Annotated in this window: 19 protein-coding genes and 1 tRNA gene; 3 read left to right on the top strand and 17 right to left on the bottom strand. The window is 65.8% G+C overall.

Features of this window, described 5'->3' with window-relative positions:
• Position 1: 1 nt before the first annotated feature.
• The 3 genes from PQ457_RS03610 (at position 2) to PQ457_RS03600 (ending at position 2,913) form a co-directional block, all read left to right on the top strand.
• Entirely contained in the window at positions 2-790 is a 789-nt protein-coding gene (locus tag PQ457_RS03610; protein ID WP_273618415.1) for a phosphoadenylyl-sulfate reductase, read from the top strand.
• Between the two features lie 63 nt (positions 791-853).
• A complete protein-coding gene (gene proB / locus PQ457_RS03605) occupies positions 854-1,987 on the top strand; it encodes a glutamate 5-kinase (RefSeq protein ID WP_273618414.1) in 1,134 nt (377 codons plus the stop codon).
• The gene (locus PQ457_RS03600; protein WP_273618413.1) at positions 1,987-2,913 is read left to right on the top strand and encodes an NAD-dependent epimerase/dehydratase family protein; all 927 of its coding nucleotides are present in this window, start codon (positions 1,987-1,989) and stop codon (positions 2,911-2,913) included. The genes proB and PQ457_RS03600 overlap by 1 nt, the downstream gene beginning before the upstream one ends.
• Positions 2,914-2,937: 24 nt before the next feature.
• On the opposite strand, the gene obgE is transcribed toward PQ457_RS03600, so the two are convergent.
• The 17 genes from obgE to mraY all read right to left on the bottom strand — a co-directional run bounded on the left by obgE (position 2,938) and on the right by mraY (position 22,127).
• Positions 2,938-4,014 (bottom strand): GTPase ObgE, encoded by a 1,077-nt coding sequence (gene obgE, locus PQ457_RS03595; RefSeq protein ID WP_168602269.1) that lies wholly within the window; start codon positions 4,012-4,014, stop codon positions 2,938-2,940.
• Positions 4,015-4,106: 92 nt separating this feature from the next.
• Positions 4,107-4,182, bottom strand: a tRNA-Ala gene (locus PQ457_RS03590).
• A gap of 148 nt (positions 4,183-4,330) precedes the next feature.
• The gene (locus PQ457_RS03585; protein WP_273618412.1) at positions 4,331-5,017 is read right to left on the bottom strand and encodes a hypothetical protein; all 687 of its coding nucleotides are present in this window, start codon (positions 5,015-5,017) and stop codon (positions 4,331-4,333) included.
• A gap of 151 nt (positions 5,018-5,168) precedes the next feature.
• Positions 5,169-5,912, bottom strand: a complete 744-nt coding sequence (locus PQ457_RS03580) for a Bax inhibitor-1/YccA family protein (RefSeq protein ID WP_168602267.1) — start codon at positions 5,910-5,912, stop codon at positions 5,169-5,171.
• 299 nt (positions 5,913-6,211) lie between these two features.
• Positions 6,212-7,021 carry a pyrroline-5-carboxylate reductase family protein gene (locus tag PQ457_RS03575; RefSeq protein ID WP_273618411.1) on the bottom strand — a complete coding sequence of 270 codons (810 nt, stop codon included), beginning with the start codon at positions 7,019-7,021 and terminating at the stop codon, positions 6,212-6,214.
• Positions 7,022-7,023: 2 nt separating this feature from the next.
• On the bottom strand, positions 7,024-7,530 hold the full coding sequence (locus PQ457_RS03570; protein WP_420540981.1) for a type III secretion system chaperone family protein: 507 nt from the start codon (positions 7,528-7,530) through the stop codon (positions 7,024-7,026).
• Positions 7,531-7,751: 221 nt separating this feature from the next.
• Positions 7,752-9,674, bottom strand: a complete 1,923-nt coding sequence (locus PQ457_RS03565; protein WP_273618409.1) for an SPOR domain-containing protein — start codon at positions 9,672-9,674, stop codon at positions 7,752-7,754.
• Between the two features lie 50 nt (positions 9,675-9,724).
• A complete protein-coding gene (ftsZ, locus tag PQ457_RS03560) occupies positions 9,725-11,254 on the bottom strand; it encodes a cell division protein FtsZ (protein ID WP_273618408.1) in 1,530 nt (509 codons plus the stop codon).
• A 137-nt stretch (positions 11,255-11,391) separates the two neighbouring features.
• Complete coding sequence (ftsA, locus tag PQ457_RS03555; protein WP_273618407.1) at positions 11,392-12,678, bottom strand: cell division protein FtsA; 1,287 nt, start codon at positions 12,676-12,678, stop codon at positions 11,392-11,394.
• Complete coding sequence (locus PQ457_RS03550; RefSeq protein WP_273618406.1) at positions 12,678-14,045, bottom strand: cell division protein FtsQ/DivIB; 1,368 nt, start codon at positions 14,043-14,045, stop codon at positions 12,678-12,680. Before PQ457_RS03550 ends, ftsA begins: the two co-directional genes overlap by 1 nt.
• Positions 14,046-14,048: 3 nt before the next feature.
• Entirely contained in the window at positions 14,049-14,990 is a 942-nt protein-coding gene (locus PQ457_RS03545) for a D-alanine--D-alanine ligase (protein WP_273618405.1), read from the bottom strand.
• The gene (murB, locus tag PQ457_RS03540; RefSeq protein WP_273618404.1) at positions 14,987-15,886 is read right to left on the bottom strand and encodes a UDP-N-acetylmuramate dehydrogenase; all 900 of its coding nucleotides are present in this window, start codon (positions 15,884-15,886) and stop codon (positions 14,987-14,989) included. Before murB ends, PQ457_RS03545 begins: the two co-directional genes overlap by 4 nt.
• Positions 15,886-17,289, bottom strand: coding sequence for a UDP-N-acetylmuramate--L-alanine ligase (gene murC, locus PQ457_RS03535; protein ID WP_273618403.1), 1,404 nt, complete (start codon positions 17,287-17,289; stop codon positions 15,886-15,888). Before murC ends, murB begins: the two co-directional genes overlap by 1 nt.
• On the bottom strand, positions 17,286-18,467 hold the full coding sequence (gene murG / locus PQ457_RS03530; RefSeq protein WP_273618402.1) for an undecaprenyldiphospho-muramoylpentapeptide beta-N-acetylglucosaminyltransferase: 1,182 nt from the start codon (positions 18,465-18,467) through the stop codon (positions 17,286-17,288). The genes murC and murG overlap by 4 nt, the downstream gene beginning before the upstream one ends.
• Positions 18,464-19,693: an FtsW/RodA/SpoVE family cell cycle protein gene (locus PQ457_RS03525; protein WP_273618401.1), complete on the bottom strand. Its 1,230-nt coding sequence runs from the start codon at positions 19,691-19,693 to the stop codon at positions 18,464-18,466. The genes murG and PQ457_RS03525 overlap by 4 nt, the downstream gene beginning before the upstream one ends.
• The gene (gene murD / locus PQ457_RS03520; RefSeq protein ID WP_273618400.1) at positions 19,693-21,057 is read right to left on the bottom strand and encodes a UDP-N-acetylmuramoyl-L-alanine--D-glutamate ligase; all 1,365 of its coding nucleotides are present in this window, start codon (positions 21,055-21,057) and stop codon (positions 19,693-19,695) included. The genes PQ457_RS03525 and murD overlap by 1 nt, the downstream gene beginning before the upstream one ends.
• The gene (mraY, locus tag PQ457_RS03515; RefSeq protein WP_273618399.1) at positions 21,054-22,127 is read right to left on the bottom strand and encodes a phospho-N-acetylmuramoyl-pentapeptide-transferase; all 1,074 of its coding nucleotides are present in this window, start codon (positions 22,125-22,127) and stop codon (positions 21,054-21,056) included. The genes murD and mraY overlap by 4 nt, the downstream gene beginning before the upstream one ends.
• Positions 22,128-22,132 lie beyond the last annotated feature (5 nt).

The following is a 22,132-nucleotide window of genomic DNA, read 5'->3' as shown; positions in this document are numbered from 1 at the left end:
CATGGCCGCCCGCCCCATCGACCGCATCGACACCTCGGCCCGTTTCACGGCGCAGGATGTTGCCGCGCTCAACGCCCGCTATGCGGATGCCGGCACGGCGGATGTGCTGCGCGCGGTGCTGGTCGAGGGCGTGGCGGGCCGCGTTGCGCTGGTTTCCAGCTTTGGCGCGGAAAGCGCGGTGCTGCTCCATCTGGTGTCGGGCATCGCGCCCGATGCCCCGGTGCTGTTCCTCGAAACCGGCAAGCATTTCCCCGAAACGCTGGCCTATCGCGACACGCTGATCGCCCATCTGGGGCTGACGGGGGGCATCAACCTGACCCCGGATGCGGAAACGCTGGCCAAGAAGGATGATGCGGGCCTGCGCTGGTCCTATGACCCGGACGGCTGCTGCGAGATCCGCAAGGTGATCCCGCTGGCCAAGGCGCTGGCCGGGTATGACGCCTCGGTGACGGGCCGCAAGGGGTTTCAGGCCGAAACCCGCGCGGGCCTGCCGATCTTTGAACTGGACGCGACCGATGCGGCCGGGCGGCTCAAGATCAACCCGCTGATCGATTGGGATGCGGCGCGTCTGTCGGCCTATATGGACGAGCACAACCTGCCCCGCCATCCGCTGGTGGCGCAGGGCTATCCTTCCATCGGCTGCATGCCCTGCACCAGCAAGGTCGCGCCGGGCGAAGACCCGCGTTCGGGCCGCTGGCGCGGATGGGACAAGACCGAATGCGGCATCCATGTCGAAGGCGCGGCCAGCAATATCAGCGACCTGCCTCCGGGGTATGAACCGGCGTTTTAACCGGACCAATCGCGGGCGGCGGGGCCTTGTTCCCCCGCCCGCTTTGCCCTATCCGCTGGCGCCATGTCTCTCATATCCCAGCTCTCCGACCTTGCCGATCCCGCGCTGACCCCCCGCCTTGTGCTCAAGGTGGGATCGTCCCTGCTGGTCGACGGCGCGGGGGCGCGGCGCGAATGGCTGACCGCGCTGGTGTCGGAAATCGCAGCGGCCAAGGCGCGCGGTCAGGATGTGATCGTGGTGTCCTCGGGCGCGATTGCGCTGGGCGCCCGGCGGCTGGGGCTGGAAAAGGGCGGGCGCGGCAGCCTCGCCGATGCGCAGGCGGCGGCGGCGGTGGGCCAGATCGCGCTGTCGGGTCTGTGGGCCGAACTGTTGGGCGCGCATGGGCTGACGGCGGCGCAATTGCTGCTCACGCTGGAAGATCTGGAAGATCGCCGCCGCTATCTCAACGCCACGGCGACGCTCACCCGCCTGCTGGACGCGGGCGCGGTGCCGGTCATCAATGAAAACGATTCGGTTGCCACACAGGAAATCCGCTTTGGCGACAATGACCGCCTTGCCGCCCGCGTGGCGCAGGCCGCGCGCGCCGATGCGGTGCTGCTGCTGTCCGACATTGACGGGCTTTATGACCGCCACCCGCGCGAGCCGGGCGCCCAGTTGCTGCCGCTGGTCAAAGGCATCACCCCGGAAATCCGCGCCATGGCCAGCCCCGTTTCGGGCAGCGGCATGGGTTCAGGCGGAATGATTTCCAAGCTCCAAGCGGTGGAAATCGCCGAAATGGCGGGCATCGCGCTGGTCATCGGCAATGGCACGGTGGAAAGCCCGCTGCGCCGGATCATGGAGCAGGGCGTGGGCACGCTCTTCCTGCCCCGCTCGCGCAAACCGGCCCGCAAGGCATGGCTGGGCGGGCGGCTGCGGCTCAAAGGCTCGCTGACGGTCGATGCGGGCGCGGTCAAGGCCCTGCGCGGCGGGGCCAGCCTGCTGGCCGCCGGGATCGTCGCGGTCGAGGGCGCCTTTGTGCGCGGCGATGCGGTGGCGATCCGCGATGGCGACGGCGCCGTTCTGGCGCATGGACTGGCCGAATATGACGCCGCCGAATGTGCGATGCTGATGGGCCGCCAGTCGGGTGATCACGCCGAAATCCTCGGCTATGCGCCCCGCCCCGCCGTGGTCCACCGCGACCAACTGGTGATGGTCTGATGGTGCGCAAGGATCGGGCGCTGGTCGCGCTGACCGGCGGCACGGGGTTTGTCGGACAGATGGTGCTGGAACTGGCCCGTTCGCGCGGGATCGCGGTTCAGGCGCTGGCCCGCCGGGCGCAGCCGCCGCAGGACCATGTGGCATGGGTGGCGGGCGACCTGTCCACCCGCGGGGCGCTGGACGATCTGGTGCGCGGGACCGAAGCGGTGATCCATGTCGCGGGTCTGGTCAATGCCGCCGACCCGCAGGAATTCGAGCGGGCCAATGTGCTCGGCACGATGAACATGATCGAGGCCGCCCGCGCCGCAGGCGTGCCGCGCTTCATCTTCGTCTCCTCGCTTTCGGCGCGCGAGCCTGATCTCTCGGCCTATGGCGCCAGCAAGGCGCGGGCCGAAATGCTGGTCAAGGCCAGCGGGCTCGACTGGACGATCATCCGCCCGCCCGCCGTCTATGGCCCGCGCGATGCGGAAATGTTCGAACTGTTCCGCGCGGCCAAATGGGGCGTGGTGCCTGTCCCCGCCGGGGGCCGCGCCAGCATGATCCATGTCGAGGATCTGGCGCGCCTGCTGCTGGTGCTGATTCCGGGCGGCACGGCGGTCAATGGCCACACGTTCGAGCCGGACGACGGCGTGCCGGGCGGGTGGAGCCATATCGACATGGCCCGCGCGATCGGCGCCGCGCTGGGCAAACGACCATGGGTGATTTCGCTGAAGCCCGGCTTTTTGCGGCTGGGCGCGCAGATCGACGGTATGCTGCGCGGGAGCCGGGCCAAGCTGACGCCCGACCGCGTGGGCTATATGACCCATCCCGACTGGGTGGTCAGCCCCGATGCCGCGCCGCCGCCGGATCTGTGGCGCCCGCTGATCGAAACGCGCGGGGGCCTGACGGGCACGGCGGAATGGTATCGCCGCGAGGGCTGGCTTTAACGGCCAGCCTCCGGCCCAACCCGATCAGCCCAAAGGCGACCAGGGCTTTTCGTCGGCCTCTTCCTGCTCGCCAACGGGCCGCTCGGTGATGGTGGCCGCGGGCAAATAGCCGATGACCGCATCAAGCAGCCTGTCGATCCCTGCCCCGGTCAGGCCGGACATCGCGAAAACCTCGTCCGCCCCGGCTTCGAGCAATTCCTTGCGATAGGCGGCAACCAGTTCATCATCGGCCTGATCGATCTTGTTCAGCACCACCAGACGCGCCTTCTCGTCCAGACCCGCGCCATAGGCTTCAAGCTCGCCCTCGACGATCTGCATCGCCTCGACCGGCTCGACCGGCTTGCCGTCCTTGTCCACCCCGGCAATGTCGATCAGATGGATCAGCACGCGGCAGCGCTCGATATGGCCCAGAAACCGGTCACCGATCCCCGCGCCCTCGGCCGCGCCCGCGATCAGGCCGGGAATGTCGGCCAGCACGAATTCACGGTTCTTGTGCCGCACCACGCCCAATTGGGGGCGCAAGGTGGTGAAGGCATAGGCGCCGACCTTGGCCTTGGTGTTCGAAACCTGATTGATAAAGGTCGATTTGCCCGCATTGGGCAGGCCCAGCAGGCCGACATCGGCCAGCAGCTTCAAGCGCAGCCAGACGTACATCTCCTCGCCCGGCCAGCCCGGACCATGCTGACGCGGGGCGCGGTTGGTCGAGGACTTGTACGAGGCATTGCCCCGCCCGCCGTCGCCGCCGCGCAGAAACACCTCGCGCTGGCCTGCATAGGTCATGTCCAGCAGCACCGTTTCGCGGTCATCGTCAAGGATCTGCGTGCCAACCGGCACCTTGATGACCATGTCCTCGCCGCCCGCGCCGGTGCGGTTGCTGCCCGCGCCGCCGCCGCCGCGCTGGGCCTTGAAGTGCTGGGTATAGCGAAAGTCGATCAGCGTGTTGAGGCCGGGCACCGCCTCGAAAATGATGTCGCCGCCCTTGCCGCCGTTGCCGCCGTTGGGGCCGCCATATTCCTCATACTTTTCGCGGCGAAAGCTGACCGCACCGCCACCACCGCTGCCTGAGCGGACGAAGATCTTGGCCTGGTCGAGAAAATGCATGGGCAGGGTTCCGGCGTAAAAACATCAAATATCAATGCGAAAAGGGCCGTCTGGCATCGTGCCGACGGCCCAATCGCTTTTTGCTGTGCATCTGGTGGAGCCGAGGGGGATCGAACCCCTGACCTCGTCATTGCGAACGACGCGCTCTCCCAGCTGAGCTACGGCCCCGTTCCAGTGCAAATCCTTCGGAGAAATTCCCCTTGGGAGGCGACCCCTTAGCGAATGGATCGCGGGGTGGGAAGGGGAAATTTCGCGCCCGATGAAATTTTCCCCGGCCTGCGGCCAACCCCGCGACATTGCCCTTCCCTCGCCTGCCTTACTGGGTCCCCGCGCGCTGCGGCGCGGCGCCGGGCGTGCCATACTTGGCCTCCCAATCGGCCAGTTCGACGCGATAGGCCTCATAGGCGCGGTAGAAATCCTCATAGACCCGCGCAAAGGCGGCAAAGCTGCGCTTGGAGAAATCGGGCAGATCGGCAGGCTTCACGCTCGCGCTCTCGCGGCTCATCACCAGCGCGGCATCGCAAAAATGGGTCAGCGTGGGCGGATAGGCGAAGTAATTATAGACCTGCGTCATATAGGTCTCGCGGTTACGGATGTAATTCTTGGCCCCGTATTTCGCCTTGAACGTGGCATCCACGCCCGCATTGGCGCGAGCCAGCGGCTTGGCGTGGCTTTTCAGGAAGGCACGGTAATTGTCGACGATCTCGCCATAGGCCGGACCGTTGCAGTTGAGCGCAGCGACATTATAGGCCGCGCGCAAATTCCACACCAATTGCGCATCGACCGAATCGACCAGAATCGTGTGGCGCACACCATCAGGCCCGCGCGTGGGAATCGCCACATTGCCGGCAGCCCCCAAAGGCGCGCGCGGCCGGGGCGGGATCACCACCACCTTGGGCGGCGGCGGGGGCGGCGGGGGCGGAGGAGGAGGCGGGGGCGGCGCCGCGCAGGCGCCAAGAACGGCCAGACCCAAACCCATCAATACCAACCGGATACGATTCACCTGCCACCTCATTTCATACACCGCGTCCCAGAGCGCGGCGCAAAGCCCGCTACGTTTAACCGATACGGGACACAAAGAAAATGCCCGAGGCGCCAGATGGCACCCCGGGCACGATAATCCGCCCGTCGCTCAGGCCGGTCTGCGACTGTCCTTAGCGGCGGTCGCCCAGAAAGCTGAGCAGGAACTGGAACATGTTGATAAAGTCGAGATACAGCGTCAGCGCGCCCATGATCGCCACGCGTTCGGCATAGGGCGTACCCGCAACCTGCACATAGCTCATCTTGAGCTGCTGGGTGTCATAGGCAGTCAGACCCGCAAAGATCAGCACGCCCAGCACCGAGATCGCGAAAGCCATGCCCGGCACGTGGAAGAACATCGAGATCAGCGAGGCGATGATCAGGCCGAACAGGCCCATGATCAGAAAGCTGCCCATGCCCGACAGGTTCTTCTTGGTGGTGTAACCCACCAGGCTGAGACCCGCGAAAGAACCGGCGGTGGCAAAGAAGGTCAGCGCGATCGACGGCCCGGTGTAAACCAGGAAGATCGACGACATCGACAGCCCCATCGCCACGGCAAAGCCCCAGAAACAGGCTTTAAGCGTGCTGCTCTGCATCCGGCCCATGCCCGCGCTCATCGCGAAAACAAAGCCCAGCGGCGCCAGCACGATCAGCCAGCGCAGCGGCGTCACAAACACCTGCGCGGCCAGACCGCTCTGCACGAACAACAGCGCAACGATGCCCGAAAGCATCACGGCCGAAGCCATGTAATTGTAAATCGACAGCATATATTTGCGCAGGCCCGTATCGAGGGCGGCTGCGTCAACATACCCAGCATTCATCCTCGAAGACGCGCCAAAGCCCGTCTGAGTGGGCTGGGGGTCATTCCAGATGGCCATGTCATTCACTCCATAAAGCGCCGATCAGCAAAACCTGCGGCGCATAAGGGGAATATCGCCCCTCCGCCCGCAGCTTTCAAGCGGGGGATAGGCTAAATTTGGTATCAAAGTGTTGCTCTGGGGCAAATTTGTCGTTTTTGTCGTGACGCAAGAGGGCGGATGCCTCCGGCGGGCAAAGGGACTCGTCCCTTTGCAATCCCAATTCCGGGGTCTTGGGTGGTTTGCGGGGGTGTGCTTTGGGGATTTGAAAGCCTGCCGGTAACAGGAGCGCGAGGGCCGAGACCCTCGCATTCAAACCCTTACTTACCACCCGCCCGCGCCATCGCGCCCAATTCGACATTCCGGTCCCGCGCCGCTGTCAGCGTGCCCAGCACCAGCGCGCCCAGCGCATCGCCCGCATCCAGCACCGACAGGCCCGCCAGCGTCGACCCGCCCGGCGAGGACACCCGCCGCGCCAGTTCGCCCGGCCCCACATCCGAGGCCGAAGCCAAAGCTGCCGCCCCATCCACCGTCGCCAGCGCCAGACGCAGCGACTGATCAGGGTCCAACCCCAGCGCCGCGCCGCCCTGCGCCAGCGCGTCGATAAAGCGATAGACATAGGCCGGACCCGACCCGGCCAGCGCCGTCACCGCGTCAAACAGGCTCTCATCCACCCATTCAGGCGTGCCCAGCGGGGCCAGCCATGCCATCACGCATTCGCGCGCCTCATGATCCAGCCCCATCGCCGCCACGCCCATCGGCGATTTGCCCAGCGCCGCCGACAGATTGGGCATGACCCGGACAATCCCGCGCGCATCAGGAAAGCGCAGCGACAGGCTGGCCATTTCCACGCCCGCCAACATGGACAACACCACCGTATCGCGCCCGGCCAGCGCCGTCAGCGCGCCCGCCACGCCATCGAGCATCTGCGGCTTTACGCCCAGGATCAGCAGGTCAAACACCCGCCCTTCCGGCAATTCGCGCAGCAGTTCAACGCCTTCGGTCGCAGCCTTCAGAAACGGATCGTAAATGGTGAAACGCTCAGGCTCAACGCCGCCGCGCAGCCATCCGGCCAGCATCGCCCCGCCCATATTGCCGCAGCCGATGAAAAGCACATTGGCAGGCCACATGATCACGCCTCCCCCGCCGCATCGACCAATGCGCTGGCCAGAGCGTCCGCCGGGCTCTTGTCGCCCCACAGGATGAACTGGAACGCCGGATAGAACCGATCGCATTCCTCCACCGCCACCTCGACCAGCATCTGCGCCTGGCTGAGGCTGAGCAGCCCGTCGTCGCTGAGCAGCAGCCCATGGCGATAAAGCAGCATCGTGTTGTTCGACCAGATGTCGAAATGGCCCAGCCAAAGCTGTTCGTTGATCAGGCCCAGCACCTCGAACATCGCGGGGCGCTTGTCATCGGGCACGCGGATGTCGGGCAGGCACAGCAATTGCAGCACATTGTCCTCGGCCCGCCAGACCGCGCGCAACTGATAGGTCGCCCAGCTGCCCTGAACCTCGCCGGTGATTTCATCGTCGCTGACGAATTCGTAATGCCACCCGCGCGCTTCGAACAATTGCCCGAGCATCTCGACCGGCGCGCAATCCTCATGCCGCCCCAAATCGCCCTCGCCAGTCCTCATCATGCTCATTCCAGTCTCAAGAACCCGATGCGGCGCGCCCCAGACCCAAGCATCAGACAAGGAGCGCGGGAGGCCTAGTGATACTCGGCTTGCATGGGGCACTCTTGCCCCCAAGCACAAGCCGCGTTTCGATCAAGCCCTGCGCATAACTCCATAAGCCTGTTTACAGCTTGTGGAAAAGACGTTTTGTTCGGCCCATTTTGAAACAGTGGTGATCCGCTTTACAGAGAATCAACAACTTGTCCTGCCGGACTGATCCAGACGAAGCTGCCCTCATGCCCGGCCTTGTGGGCCTTTTCATTAAACGCCTTGGCCGCCGCTTCGGTTTCAAACGGGCCGACCAGCACGCGATTGGTGCGCCCCCATTCGGAAATCGAAGGCTTCTGTCCCTTGAACAATTCCCCTTCGGCGCGCTGGAGCTTGCGCCAGTCATAGAGGATGCGCTCATTGTCGCGCCCTGCGGCGATCTGGACCCAGATGCGGCTGGGATGCTGGGGCGGCGCGGCCTCCTTGACCTTTTCGGCCTCCCGCGCCTTCTCAACCTTGTCGGTCTTCTCGGCCAGCTTCTTTTCCTTGGCCTTTTCCGCCGCCTTCTCCTTGGCGCTCAACACCGCCGGGGCGGGCGTCGGCGTGGCGGCGGGGGTTGGCGCCGGGGCGGGCGCGCTATGCGCAGGCTGGATCTTGCGAATGTCCACCGCGCCGCTGGCCGGGACGGTCGTGGCCGAAACCTTGCCGAAATCCTCGAACAATTCGGCAAAGCTGGGCTTTTTGGCCGCAGTCTTGGCCGCATTCCTGACCACCGCCCGCTTGACCGGCGCCGGCGCCGGCGCAGGGCGAACCGGCACGGAAACCGCAGGCTGAACAACCGGCTGGGCAACAGGTTGCGGCGCACGCTCCATCACCGCCACCGCCGGACGCGGTGCCGGATCAAGATCGCCATCCACCGTGGCCACCTGCGGCGCGCGGGCAGCGCTGCGCGACAGGTCAAAGCTCGAAACGGCCGCAGGCGTGCTGGCCAAAGGCGCGACCGGCCGGGTCTCCACCACGCGCGCGGCGGCGCGCGGCGCAGGCGTGGCGGCGGCCAGTTCGACCGGGGCCGCAGGCGTATCCACCCGCGAAGGCTTAGGATCGGGCGGCGCCTGTTCGCCGCGCGGCGGCAATTCCTCATTGGCCCTGCGCCCGGCGGATTTCGCGCCGGCCTTGGACGCCGCCTCCGCCTGCGCCAGACGTGTGCCCAAAGGCTCGCCCGCCGGAACCAGCCCCTGATCCACCGCGCCCTGCCCGGCAAAGCTGGGACGCTTCAGATGCTGGCTGGCGATGTAATCGGCGATGCGGGCGTTCTCCTGCCCGATCTGCGAAGGCTGCGGAAAAAAGCCCAGATTGGCCGCCGCCGCCTGCTGCGCCGGGGTCAGCTTGCGCATATAGCGCAGATAGGGCGCCATGGCGGCGGCCATCTCGGGCGGCATGGTCGAATTGGCGATCGCCACCGCCTCTTCCTCGCGGCCCATGATCGCAAAGGCGAAGGCCCGGATGCGCCACGCCCCGCGATCCTGCTTTTGCAGCAGCGGCGCCAGCACGGTCTCGACCGCGCGCCGGTCGCCCATGATCGCCAGACTGAGCGCCAGACGCCGCGCCGCCTCATCCCCCGCGCCCGCGGCCAAAGCCTCGCGGTAATAGCGCTGCGCGGTCACATTGTCGGACACCAGATCATAGGCCAGCCCGCGATCGGCAATCTGCTCGCCGGTCAGCGTCCCGGCCTTGGCCGCATCCTCAAACAGGCCGATGGCGGTCACCGGGTCCTGCATCCGCATCCGTGCCGAACCAAGGCTGGCCATCACACGGGGCTGATAGGGCTGGAGCCGGTCGGCGCGGCTGAGAAAACCAATGGCCGCCTGTGTATCGCCCAGCGCCAGCGCCGATTCGCCCGCCTGCAGCAAAGCCTCGACATCGCGCGGATTGCGGCCCAGCCGCGCCAGCGCCGCCGACATCGCGCGGTTGGCGTCCATGCCTTCACCCTGAATCACAGGGGTGCCGGTCGCGCCCTGCGCCCAAGCCAACGGCGCGGCCAGCACCGAGGCCCCGGCCAGCAAAACACACGCCAATCCCGCCCGCAACTTTCGCGGCTCAGGCCAAACTGCGCTCATCTCGCCGCGCCCTATCAACCGGGCAGACAAGGCCCGCCCGGTCCCTTTCATCACTGGTTGTTCTGACGCCCAAGGAAGCGCGGAATGTTGATCGAGCCGCCTTCATCGCCGCCATCCTCATTGTCATCGCGGCGGCGGGCCGAAAGGTTCGCCATCCGTTCAAACAGTGTCCCTGCCGAACGCGGTGCGGGAGCAGGCTGGGGCGCCTCGGGCACGATCTGGCGACGGCGCGCGGCCGGTGCCTCGTCCTCATCGACCAGACGGCTGGCATCGAGCAGCAATTCGTCACGCTTGGGCGCGGCCGGAGCCTGACCCTGAACCGGCATCTCGGCATTGCCCAGCGCGCCCAGATCGAGCGGTTCCTGCGTCGGCGCAGGCGCAAAGGGAACCGGCTCCTGCACCAGCGGCGAGAAACTCACCGGCTCGGCGGGCGCGGCCGCCGGGGCGGGCGCGATGGGCGTGAACACGGCGGGCTGCGCCGGGGGGGCATAGGCGGCCGCCGGGGCCTGAGCCACAGGCTGGGCCTGAACCGCCTGCGGGGCAAAGCCGGGGCGGGCCGGGCCGCGCGCGGCCTGAAGGCTGAACGGACGCGAGGCTTCCTCGGCCTGAGTCGCCGTCTGCTCGATGCCGGTGGCCACCACCGAGACGCGGATCTTGCCCTGAAGATCGGGGTTGAACGCGCTGCCCCAGATGATGTTGGCATTGGGGTCGACCAGCTCGCGGATATGGTTGGCCGCCTCGTCCACTTCGAGCAGCTTCATGTCATCGCCGCCGATGATCGAGATGATGACGCCCTTGGCACCCTGCATCGACACGCCGTCGAGCAGCGGGTTGGCGATGGCCTTTTCGGCGGCATCGAGCGCGCGGTTCGGGCCTTCACCCTCGCCCGTGCCCATCATCGCCTTGCCCATCTCGGCCATGACGCTGCGCACGTCGGCAAAGTCGAGGTTGATAAGGCCCGGCATCACCATCAGGTCGGTGATCGAGCGCACGCCCTGCTGCAACACTTCATCGGCCAGTTGGAAGGCTTCCTTGAAGGTCGTCTCGGCTTTGGCCACCAGGAACAGGTTCTGGTTGGGAATGACGATCAGCGTATCGACATGCTTTTGCAGCTCTTCGATGCCGCTTTCGGCGCTGCGCATCCGGCGCGTGCCTTCAAACAGGAAAGGCTTGGTCACCACACCCACGGTCAGCACGCCCTTCTTGCGCGCCGCCTCGGCGATCACAGGGGCCGCCCCGGTGCCGGTGCCGCCGCCCATACCGGCCGCGATGAAGACCATATGCACGCCGTCGAGCAGACGGTCGATCTCGGCCAGCGTTTCCTCGGCCGCCGCGCGGCCCACCTCGGGGCGCGAACCGGCGCCAAGGCCCTGCGTGATGTCGGGGCCAAGTTGGATGCGATGCTCGGCGATGGAATTGTTCAACGCCTGAGCGTCGGTGTTGGCCACCACGAAATCGACGCCTTCAATCTCGGCGCGGATCATGTTGGCGATGGCGTTGCCACCGGCGCCGCCCACCCCGATCACGGTGATCCGGGGACGCAGTTCCTCAACGGTGGCGGGGCCAATATTGATGCTCATTGCCTTCTCCTGCCGGGTGCGTAATCCGATTTAAAGGATCGGCACCGTATCGAGCGAAATTGCACATATCCAAGCCGCGAAGCAAAGCGTTTGCGCCATTTGTCCACAGAACTGCGACGTTTTGCGGCGTCATCCTATCAGAAATAATCGCGCATCGCGTGGAAAAACCGGGTCAGCACGCCCAGCCCCGCCCCCGCGCCCCGCCCGCCGCGCGACGGACCGATGGTGCGGATGTCCTGCGGATCGGAGGAGGCATAGAGCGCAAGGCCCGCCAGCGTCGAAAAACCGGGCGTGGCATGGGCCTCTGGCAGGCCCTTGAGCAAGCCGTTGGTGGGCCGCCCGATGCGCACCGGCCGGCCCAGCGCCCCTTGCGCAAAGTCGGCCAGACCCGCCAGTTCGGCCCCGCCGCCGGTAAAGACCACCTGTGCGCCCTTTACGCCGGAAAAGCCCATCTGTTTCAGGACTTTGGAAATCTCGTCCATCAATGTCGAAAGCTGGGCGGTGATGATGCTGATGAGTTCGGCGCGCGGGATACGGTTTTTCTCATCGGCATGGCGCGCCAGTTGGCCGGTAAATTCCTCGCCGGGGCCATGGACGGGAATCATTTCGCGGTGGTCGGCCGGGCTGGCGATGGCCGAACCGTTGACGCATTTCAAACGTTCGGCCTGAAACCGGCGAATCCCCAAGGCCCCGGCGATGGCATCGGTAATATCGCCCGAACCCATCGGAATCGTGCGCAATTCCAGCAGCATTCCCGCGATATGAACGGAAACCGTCGTCACCTCGCCGCCGAATTCGACCAGCGCCACGCCCAGTTCGCGCTCTTCCTGCGACAGACAGGCCAGCGCGGTCGCCATCGGGCTGGCCACCACCGCCTCGACATCGAGATGGGCGTTCTGCACCGATTCCGTCAGATTGCGCACCGGCGCGCCATCGGCCAGCATCACATGAATATCCACCCCCAGACGCTCGGCATGCAGCCCCTTGGGATTGGTCACGCCATGCGCCCCGTCCAGCGTGTAATGCGCCGGGCTGGCATGCAGCACCATCCGCCCCTCGGGCTGGATCACCTCGCGCGCGCCGATCAGCAGCGACTGAATGTCATCCGCCTCGATCCGCCGCCCGCCGATCTCGTTTTCGACATGGGCGATCCTGCTGGCCAGACCTGCGCCCGAACAGCCCACCCAGACGCCCGAAACGCTGGTATTGGCCATTTTCTCGGCCCGCTCGATGGCGTCGCGCACGGCATAGGTGGCCGCGGGCATATCGACGACATAGCCGCGTTTCACCCCCTGCGCCGCGCGATGCGCGCTGCCCAGCACCATCAGGTCGCCATTTTCGGCACGGCCCGCGATCAGCGCCGAAATGCGGAAAGAACCGATATTCACCGCGCCAAACACGCGGGCGATGCGCGGAACCGCCATCAGCGCTTCTCCCCGGTTTTGGCATGGGCTTTCGTTTGCGTCCTGGCGACAGGTTTGCTCACCGCTTTCGCAGGCGCCTTATGGACCGGCTTGGCGGCTTCCTTATGCGCCGCCTCCTTATGGGCCGCCGGTTTGGCGGTGGCCTTAAGGATGGCTTTGACCGGATCCTTATGCGCCTCCTTATGCGCCTCCTTATGCGCATCCTTGTGCGCCTCTTTGGCCGCCGGTTTGACCGCATGCTTTTCCGCAGGCCTGGCCGCCTCTTTGTGCAGCAAGGCCTTGGGCTCGGGTTTTGCCATCGGTTTGGCGGCCGGTTTGGGCGCCTCGGCCTTGGGCGCCTCGCTTTTCAGCGCCACGGCCTTGGCCGCAACCGCGCCTGCAACGCCTGCGGCCACCACGCTCGCGCCCGACGCCCCCGCAGAGGCCACCGGCGCGCCGCCCGTTGCCAGCGAGGCGGCCGGATTGGCCGGATCGAAATCGCCGCGCATCCGCATATACATCCGGTCGCCCGTGCGCATGTCAAAGGCCAGCACGCGGCCCCCGATCAACTGGTTCGTGCCGTCCAGCCGCGCAAAGGCCTGAAGCGCCTTGGCCCCCGCCTCCGCGCCCTCGGGCAAGGCCAGCGTCTGGCCGCTTTTGAAGGTCAGGTTCCAGCGGCGATGGCCGACCCATTCGGCCTCGGCCACCTGTCCGCGCAGCGCGGGCGCGGCCTCCAGCAGGCTTTCGAGCGCCGCCATCTGCCCCTCGGCCCCCGGCCCCGCCAGCACCAGCAGGCCGCCGATGCGCGAGGGGCTGATGCCCTGCAATTCATGGCCGGTGGCGTCGATCAGCACGAAACTGTCGCTGCCGTCCTCATTATGCTGCTTCAAAACCGCCTGCGCCTTGCGCTCGGTGATGTCCACGATCAGCGTGTCTGGCAATTGGCGCGAAATCCGCGCATCCTCGACCCAGCTGAGCGTCAGCAGATCCTGCCGGATGGCCTCAAGGTCGATCCTTGTCATCGACTGGCGCCCCTGCTGGCCCAGCACGCGCTCGTAAACCTTTTGCTCGTTGAGCTTCTTGACGCCGTGGATTTCCACCCGGCGCACCGCAAAACCGGCCTGCATGGCAAGGCTCGCCGCGCGCTGTTCGGCAAGGGACGGCACCCCCGCCAGCCCCGCCACCACCCAGAGCAACACCCCCGCCGCCGCCAGAATCAGCACGAGGAAAATCTTGTGGAGCTGCGCCTCGGAAATGGGCAGCATCGCCATCACCTGATCCATCAGCGATCCGGTGCGCGCGCGGGCGGCCTCCACCTTGCGGGCGGATTGGGCCTTGGCGGCCACCTTGCGGGCGCTGGCGCCGCCCCGGCGGATGGTCTGGCTCATGGGTTAAAGCTTTCCGGCGTCCTTCAGGGCTTCTTCGATAATCGCTTCCACCAGGGTTTCGTAATCCATGCCCAGATAGCGCGCCTGTTCGGGCACAAGGCTGAGCGGCGTCATCCCCGGCTGGGTGTTGATCTCGAGCAGGAAGAGCCCCTCAACGCCTTTCTCATCGTCCCAGCGGAAATCGCTCCGGCTGGTGCCCTTGCAGCCTAGGATCTGATGCGCGCGCAGCGCCAGTTCCTTGCACTTTTCCGCGATTTCATCGGGGATCTGCGCGGGACAGACATGCTCGGTCAACCCATCGGTATATTTGGCGTCGAAATCATAGAAACCGGTCTTGGGCTTCAATTCGGTCACGCAAAGCGCGCGATTGCCCATCACCGCCGTCGTCAGTTCCAGCCCGCGAATGAAAGGCTCGGCCATCAGCTCGTCAAAATGCTGCCACGGCCCTTCGACATCGCGCGCGATGGGATTGCCGTAATTGCCGGTGTCGGTGACGATGGCCACGCCCACGCTCGACCCCTCGGCAGCGGGTTTGAGCACATAGGGGCGCGGCAGGGGATCGCCCGCATGGAGTTCGCTCGACTTCACAATCCGCCCGCCCGGCATCGGAATGCCATGCGGCACGAGGAACTGCTTGGTCAGCTCCTTGTCAATCGCGATCGCCGAAGTGGTCAGGCCCGAATGGGTATAGGTCAGGCCCAGCAGGTCCATCATCCCCTGCACCGTGCCATCCTCGCCCGGCGTACCGTGGAGAGCGTTGAACACCACATCGGGCGCGGCGGCGGACAGCACCTGCGCCACATCGCGGCCCATATCCACCCGCGTCACGCGATGCCCGCGCGCTTCCAGCGCATTGGCCACACCCTCGCCGCTCATCAGCGAGACGGGGCGCTCCGACGACCAACCGCCCATCAGAACCGCGACATGAAGTTTGGGGATGCTCACTTCTTGTTACCTACTCGTTTGATTTCCCACTCAAGCTCGACGCCCGACTGGTCCAATACCCGGCGCCGAACTTCCTCGCCCAGCGCCTCGATCTCCGCGCTGGTCGCCTCGCCGGTGTTGATCAGGAAATTGGTGTGCTTTTCGCTCACCTGCGCCCCGCCCAGCGTCAGGCCCCGGCAACCGGCCTTGTCCACCAGCTCCCAAGCGCGCGCTCCATCCGGGTTCTTGAACGTGCTGCCCCCGGTCTTGCTGCGCAGGGGTTGGCTGGCCTCGCGCGATGCGCTGATGCGGTCCATCTCGGCCTGAATGGCCTGCGCCTCGCCCGGCACGCCCTTGAACCGCGCGGCCACCACGATTGAGCCATCGACCAGATCGGAATGGCGATAGGTGTAGCCAAGCTCGCTCAACGGCAGGGTCGCGATCTCGCCGCTGCGGATCACCACGTCGCAATCGACAAGGATATCCTTGACCTCGCGCCCATAGGCCCCGCCGTTCATGCGGACAAAACCGCCCACCGTGCCGGGGATCGAGCGCAGAAATTCAAGGCCGGCAATCCCGCAATCGCGCGCGGTGCTCGACACCAGAATGCCCGATGCCCCGCCGCCGCATTCCAGCGTCAGCGGCTCAACCTCTGCTACCCGCGCAAAGGCCTTGCCCAGCCGGATCACCACGCCCGGCACCCCGCCGTCGCGCACGATCAGGTTCGACCCCAGCCCCAGCGCCATAACCGGCACAGGCGGCGGCAAAGCCTCAAGAAAAGCGCAGAGATCGGCGGTATCCTTGGGCTCAAACAGCCATTCCGCGCATCCGCCGCTTTTGAACCACACCAAAGGGGCCAATGGCGCATTCGCCGTCAGCTTGCCGGAAACCTTGATCTGGCCGACCTCTGGAAACATCAGCGCGCCTTTGCAATCGCATCGGCAAGGCCCGCCGCCCATTTGGTGATATCGCCCGCGCCAAGGCACACGACCATATCGCCCGGCTGCACCTGCGCGGCCAGCGCCTGCGCCAAAGCCTCGGCCCCGGCGATCAGATGTGCGCTGCGATGCCCGCGATCCTTGATCCCTGCCACCAGCGCGGCTGAATCCACGCCCTCGATCGGCGCTTCGCCCGCCGGATAGACAGGCGCGGCATAGACGATATCGGCATCGTTAAACGCGGCGGCGAAATCATCCATATGGTCGCGCAGGCGCGTGAAGCGATGCGGCTGGACCACGGCGATCACGCGGTTCTGCACGCCTTCACGCGCGGCGGCCAGAACGGCGCGGATTTCGACCGGATGATGGCCATAGTCGTCGATGATGGTGACGCCATCCACCTCGCCCACCTTGGTGAAGCGCCGCTTGACCCCGCCGAATTTGGCGAAACCGGTGCGGATGATCTCTTCCGACACGCCCATTTCCACCGCGACCGCCACAGCGGCCAGCGCGTTCTGAACATTGTGGCGGCCCGGCATCGGCAATTCGATGCCCTCGATCCGGCGGAAGCTGCCATCGCGCTGGCGCAGCACGGCGGTAAAGCGGTTGCCGCCCGGATAAGGGGTCACAGCCTCGCCGCGCACGTCGGCCTGGGCGGAAAAGCCATAGGTGATGACCCGGCGGTCGCGCACCTTGGGGATGATCGCCTGAACCACGGGATGGTCGATGCACAGCACCGCCGCACCGTAAAAAGGCACGTTTTCAATAAATTCGACAAAGCTGCTCTTCACCTTGTCGAACGAACCGTAATGGTCGAGATGCTCCGGATCGATGTTGGTCACCACCGCAATCGTGCCGTCGAGCCGCAGGAACGAACCGTCCGATTCGTCCGCCTCCACCACCATCCAGTCGCTCGCGCCCAGACGCGCGTTCGAGCCATAGGAATTGATGATCCCGCCGTTGATGACCGTCGGGTCCACCCCGCCCGCATCCAGCAGCGCCGCCACCATCGAGGTGGTCGTCGTCTTGCCATGCGTGCCCGCAATCGCCACCGTGCTTTTCAGCCGCATCAGTTCGGCCAGCATTTCGGCCCGGCGCACCACCGGAATGCGCGCCTCAAGGGCAGCCACCACTTCCGGGTTCTCGCGCTTGACCGCCGTGGAGGTCACGACCACCGCCGCATCGCCGACATTCTCTGCCGCGTGGCCGATCATCACCTTGATCCCGCGCCGCCGCAGCCCTTCGACCACATAGCTTTCGGCAATGTCCGAGCCCTGCACGCTATAGCCCAGATTGGCCATCACCTCGGCAATGCCCGACATGCCGATGCCGCCGATGCCGACAAAGTGAATGGTACCAATGTCTGTCGCTACACCCTTCACGCAGTCTGCTCCTTGAAACTCACTTCGGCCCCGTGGCCCACGCGGATCACATCCATCAAGGGGGCCTGCCCAAATCCTTCGACCAGATCGGCCAGATCGGTCGCGGCATGCGGCCGCCCGCAATTCCACGCCGCATGGGCGGCATTGGCCAGCGCCTCGGGGCTCTTGGCAATGGCCTGAATCTGCTTGGCCAGTTCGACGGCGGTGAATTTGTCCTGCCGGATCGAACGGGCGCCGCCCGCGGCCACCATCTCGCGCGTGTTGGCGGCCTGATGGTCGTCGGTGGCAATCGGCAGGGGAATGAGGATCGCCGGGCGCCCCACCGCCGTCAGCTCAGCAATCGTGCTGGCCCCGGCGCGCCCGATAAACAGATGCGCATCGGCCAGACGTTCGGCCATATTCTCGAAATAGGTGGCAAGATCAGCCGGAATGTCATGCCCGCGATAGCGCTCGCGCACCGCGTCAATGTCCTCCGGGCGGCATTGCTGGATCACCTGCAAACGCGTGCGCAGCGCGGTCGGCAGCATCGCCAGACCATCGGGCACCACCTCGGAGAGCACCCGCGCCCCCTGCGACCCGCCCGTCACCAGCACGCGCAGCAAGCCATCCTCGCCAAAGGGCGGGAAAGGCTGATCGCGCAGGGCCAGCACTTCCTCACGCACCGGATTGCCCACCAGCGCCACCTTGTCGGCATATTTGGCGTCCAGCCGGTCCACTTCAGGGCAAGCCGTGGCAATCGCCTGAACCCTTCCGCTAAGGAAGCGGTTGACCCGCCCCAGCACCGCATTCTGTTCATGGATCACCGCCGGAATGCCCGCCGATGTGGCCGCCAGCAGCGCGGGCAGCGCCGGATAGCCGCCAAAGCCGACCACGCAGGACGGCGCGAAACTGTCGAACAGGCGCAGCGCCATCGCCCGCCCGGCCCAGATCGCGCGCAAGCCCTTGATCCAGCCAATCGGGTTCTTGCCCTGCAAACGGCCTGCGGGCAGCACATGCGCGGTCAGGTAATCGGGCTTGCCGGGGATCGCCGCCCCGCGCTCATCGGTAATCAGCGCCACATGATGGCCGCGCGCGTGCAGTTCCGCCGCCAGCGCAAAGGCCGGGATCAGATGCCCCCCGGTCCCCCCGGCGGCCAGCACATAATGGCGTGAAACTCTCGGTTCGTTCTGATGGGTCATTTAAACAGGCTCAGGATCGCAGGATGCCCTTTGGGAGCAAAGGGATCGCGTTTCAGATAGGGGTTGCGCCGCGTGATGGCCAGCAGGAACCCGACATTAAGGCACAGCGCCAAGGTGGACGACCCGCCATAGGAGATCAGCGGCAGGGTCATGCCCTTGGAGGGGAAAAGCTGGAGATTGACGAGGATGTTGATGAAGGCCTGCCCGCCCAATTGCGCGACAAGGCCGCTGGCCGCCAGCACGGTGAAAAGATCCTCTTCATCCCACAGCCGCAGCAGCACCCGCGCCACCACCGCGAAATACAGCACCACCACCAGCGCGCACATCAGCAGGCCGAATTCCTCGCCGATCACCGAAAAGATATAGTCGGTATGCGCCTCGGGCAGGCCCAGCTTCCTGGTGCCCAGCCACAATCCGCTGCCCGTCCATCCGCCCGCCACCAGTGTGTGGCGCGCCAGATCCACCTGGTCAAAGGCCGTGCCGCCGCCAAGGAAGGCGTCGATGCGATGGCGCCCGTTTTCATAAAAGGCATAGGTCGCCCCGATCAGCGCCACGCCGCCGCCGATCACCCCCATCACCCAGCGCACCGGCAGGCCCGCAATCAGCATCATCACAAACCACACCGCCGCAAACAGCACCGCCGAGCCAAAGTCGGGCTGCATCATCAGCAGCGCCCCCACCAGCCCCATGATGCCGGTGCAGATCAACATCACCGGCATACGCGGATCGCGCAGCTTCCACGAGATCACCCAGGCCAGCGTGATGGCAAAGGCCGGTTTGAGAAATTCCGAAGGCTGCAAGGAAATGCCCAGATTGAGCCAGCGTTTCGCGCCATTGACCGTGGTGCCCACAATCGGCACCAGCATCAGCGCGACCATCATCGCCACGCCCAGCACGATGCCGCAGCGCCGCGCCATATCGCGGTTCATCCGCGAGGCGCCCAGCATCGCCACCAGCCCCAGCGCCTGCCAGCGGATATGCTGAACAAAGAAGTGCAGATCGTCCAGCTTGACCTTGACCGTCGAGAGGCGCCGCGCGCTGGCGGGACTTGCCGCCGCCACCGCCAGCGTGCCCAGCGCCATCAGCGCCAGCACCAGAACCAGCAGCACCCGGTCGATCTCGCGCCACCACACGATCCAGTCGGTGCGCCGCGTCTTGCGCTGCTTGGCGCCCCCGCGCGCGCCCGGAACATAGCGGGCCGGGTCCTCATGCGGCAGGCTGGCCATCACCCATCTCCACCTTCCGGTGCGGTCAGCACCTCGACAATCTGGCGAAAAGCCTCGCCGCGCGCCTCGTAATCGCGAAACTGGTCAAAACTGGCGCAGGCGGGCGAAAGCAGCACGATGTCGCCCGGCCGCGCCGCCTCACGCGCCAGACGGATCGCCTCGCACATCATTTCGGCGCGCGCGACCGGCATATAGGGATCAAGGATTTCGGAAAACCGCTGGCCCGCGTCACCAATCGTATAGGCCGCGGCAATATTGCCGAACCATGGCGCGCATTCGTCCAGATCATCGCCCTTGGGCAATCCGCCGCAGATCCAGTGGATGCGCTTGTGCCCGTCAACGGGGGGAAAGGCCGCCAGCGCGGGCGCGGTCGAGGCCGGGTTGGTGGCCTTGGAATCGTTGATGAAGGTGACGCCGCCCGCCTGCCCCACCCGCTCCATGCGGTGCGGCAGGCCGACAAAGCTCTTCAGCCCCGCCTCGATGGTGGCATCATCCAGACCCAGCGCCCGCGCGGCGGCAACGGCCGCCTGCGCATTGGCGCGGTTGTGCGGGCCCTGCAAGGACGGCCAATCGGCCTGCGAACCGGGCAGATCCACCCCGTCGATGAACTGGAACGGCTGCCCCTCGGGCGCGAAACGCAGGATGTCATCCTCCATCTCGGCGGCATAATCGACAATCGCCAGATGGCCCATCGCCTGCATCCCGAACAATCGCGCCTTGGACGCAACATAGCCCGCATAGCCTTCATAACGGTCCAGATGGTCGGGCGAGAGATTGAGGCACATCGCCACCTCGCAATCGAGGCTCTGCGTCAGGTCGATCTGATAGGAGGACAATTCCAGCACATAGACCCCGCCAGAAGGCAGCGGTTCCTGCCCCAGAATCGGCAGGCCGATATTGCCCCCCATCAGCACCGGCACGCCCGCCACTTCAAACAGATGCCGCGTGAGGGCTGTGGTGGTCGATTTGCCGTTGGTGCCGGTGATGCCCACCACCTTGTGCGCGGGCAGCCATGCGCGGCATTGCGCAAACAATTCGATGTCGCAGATGAGCGGCGCCCCGCCCGCCCGCGCGGCATCCGCGATCGGATGGCGGTTGATCGGCACGCCGGGCGAGACGACCACCCCATCATAGCCCTTTAAATCCGCCGCGACCGGATCGGCAAAGCTCAGCCGCCCTTCGGCAACCGCCGTCGCATGGGCGGCGGCGGCGGCCGCGCGCGGCTCCTCCTTGGCGTCCCACGCCATCACCTCGGCCCCGCCCGCCAAGAGCGAGGCCAAAGCCGCCTGCCCGCTGCGCGCCAGACCCAGCAAGGCATAGCGCTTGCCCGCAAAGGCCCCGGTCGAGGCGGGCGCGGTAATCATCGCACCTTCAGCGTCGAAAGGCCGATCAGCGCCAGCACGATCGACACGATCCAGAAGCGGATCACCACGGTAGGCTCGGCCCAGCCCTTTTGCTCAAAGTGGTGGTGGATCGGCGCCATGCGGAACACGCGGCGCCCGGTGCGCTTGTACCAGAACACCTGAACGATCACCGAGACCGCCTCCAGCACGAAAAGGCCGCCCACGATGCCCAGCACGATCTCGTGATGGCTGGCCACGGCAATCGCGCCCAGCGCCCCGCCCAGCGCCAGCGACCCCGTATCGCCCATGAACACCGCCGCCGGGGGCGCGTTGAACCACAGGAAGGCCAAGCCGCCCCCCATGATCGCGGCGCAGAAAATCGCCAGATCGCCCGCGCGCGGCACATGGGGAATGCCCAGATAGGTGGCATAGTCCACGCGGCCCACCAGATAGGCGATGATCGCAAACGTGCCCGCCGCAATGATGACCGGCATGGTGGCCAGCCCGTCCAGCCCGTCGGTCAGGTTGACCGCATTGCCCGCGCCCACGATGACAAAGGCGGAAAACAGGAAATAGATCGGGCCCAGCGGCACATAGACCTTGCTGAAAAAGGGCAGATAGAGATCGGTCTTGCCGATATGGGCCACCATGATCCAGCTGGCCACGCCCGCCACCAGAAATTCGCCGATCAGCCGCGCCTTGCTCGATACGCCCGCGGTCGAGCGCTTCTTGACCTTGTCATAGTCGTCAAGAAACCCGATCAGGCCAAAGCCCGCCGTCACCGCGATGCACGCCCAGACCAGCGGATTGGACAGATCCATCCACAGGAACACCGAACCCATCAGCGCGATCAGGATCATCAGCCCGCCCATCGTGGGCGTGCCGCGCTTGGCCAGATGGGTCTTGGGCCCGTCCTCGCGGATCGGCTGGCCCTTGCCCTGCTTCATGCGCAGCATGTCGATGAAACGCGGCCCGATCACCAGACCGATCAGCAGCGCCGTTGCCAGAGCCGCGCCCGCGCGAAAGGTCTGATAGCGGATCAGGTTGGCCAGACCCGGAAAATGAAACCATTGGGCAAGCAGATAGAGCATGGCAA

The sequence above is a fragment of the Novosphingobium humi genome, from assembly GCF_028607105.1.
Taxonomy (GTDB): domain Bacteria; phylum Pseudomonadota; class Alphaproteobacteria; order Sphingomonadales; family Sphingomonadaceae; genus Novosphingobium; species Novosphingobium humi.
This window is presented reverse-complemented; position numbering and strand designations above follow the sequence as displayed.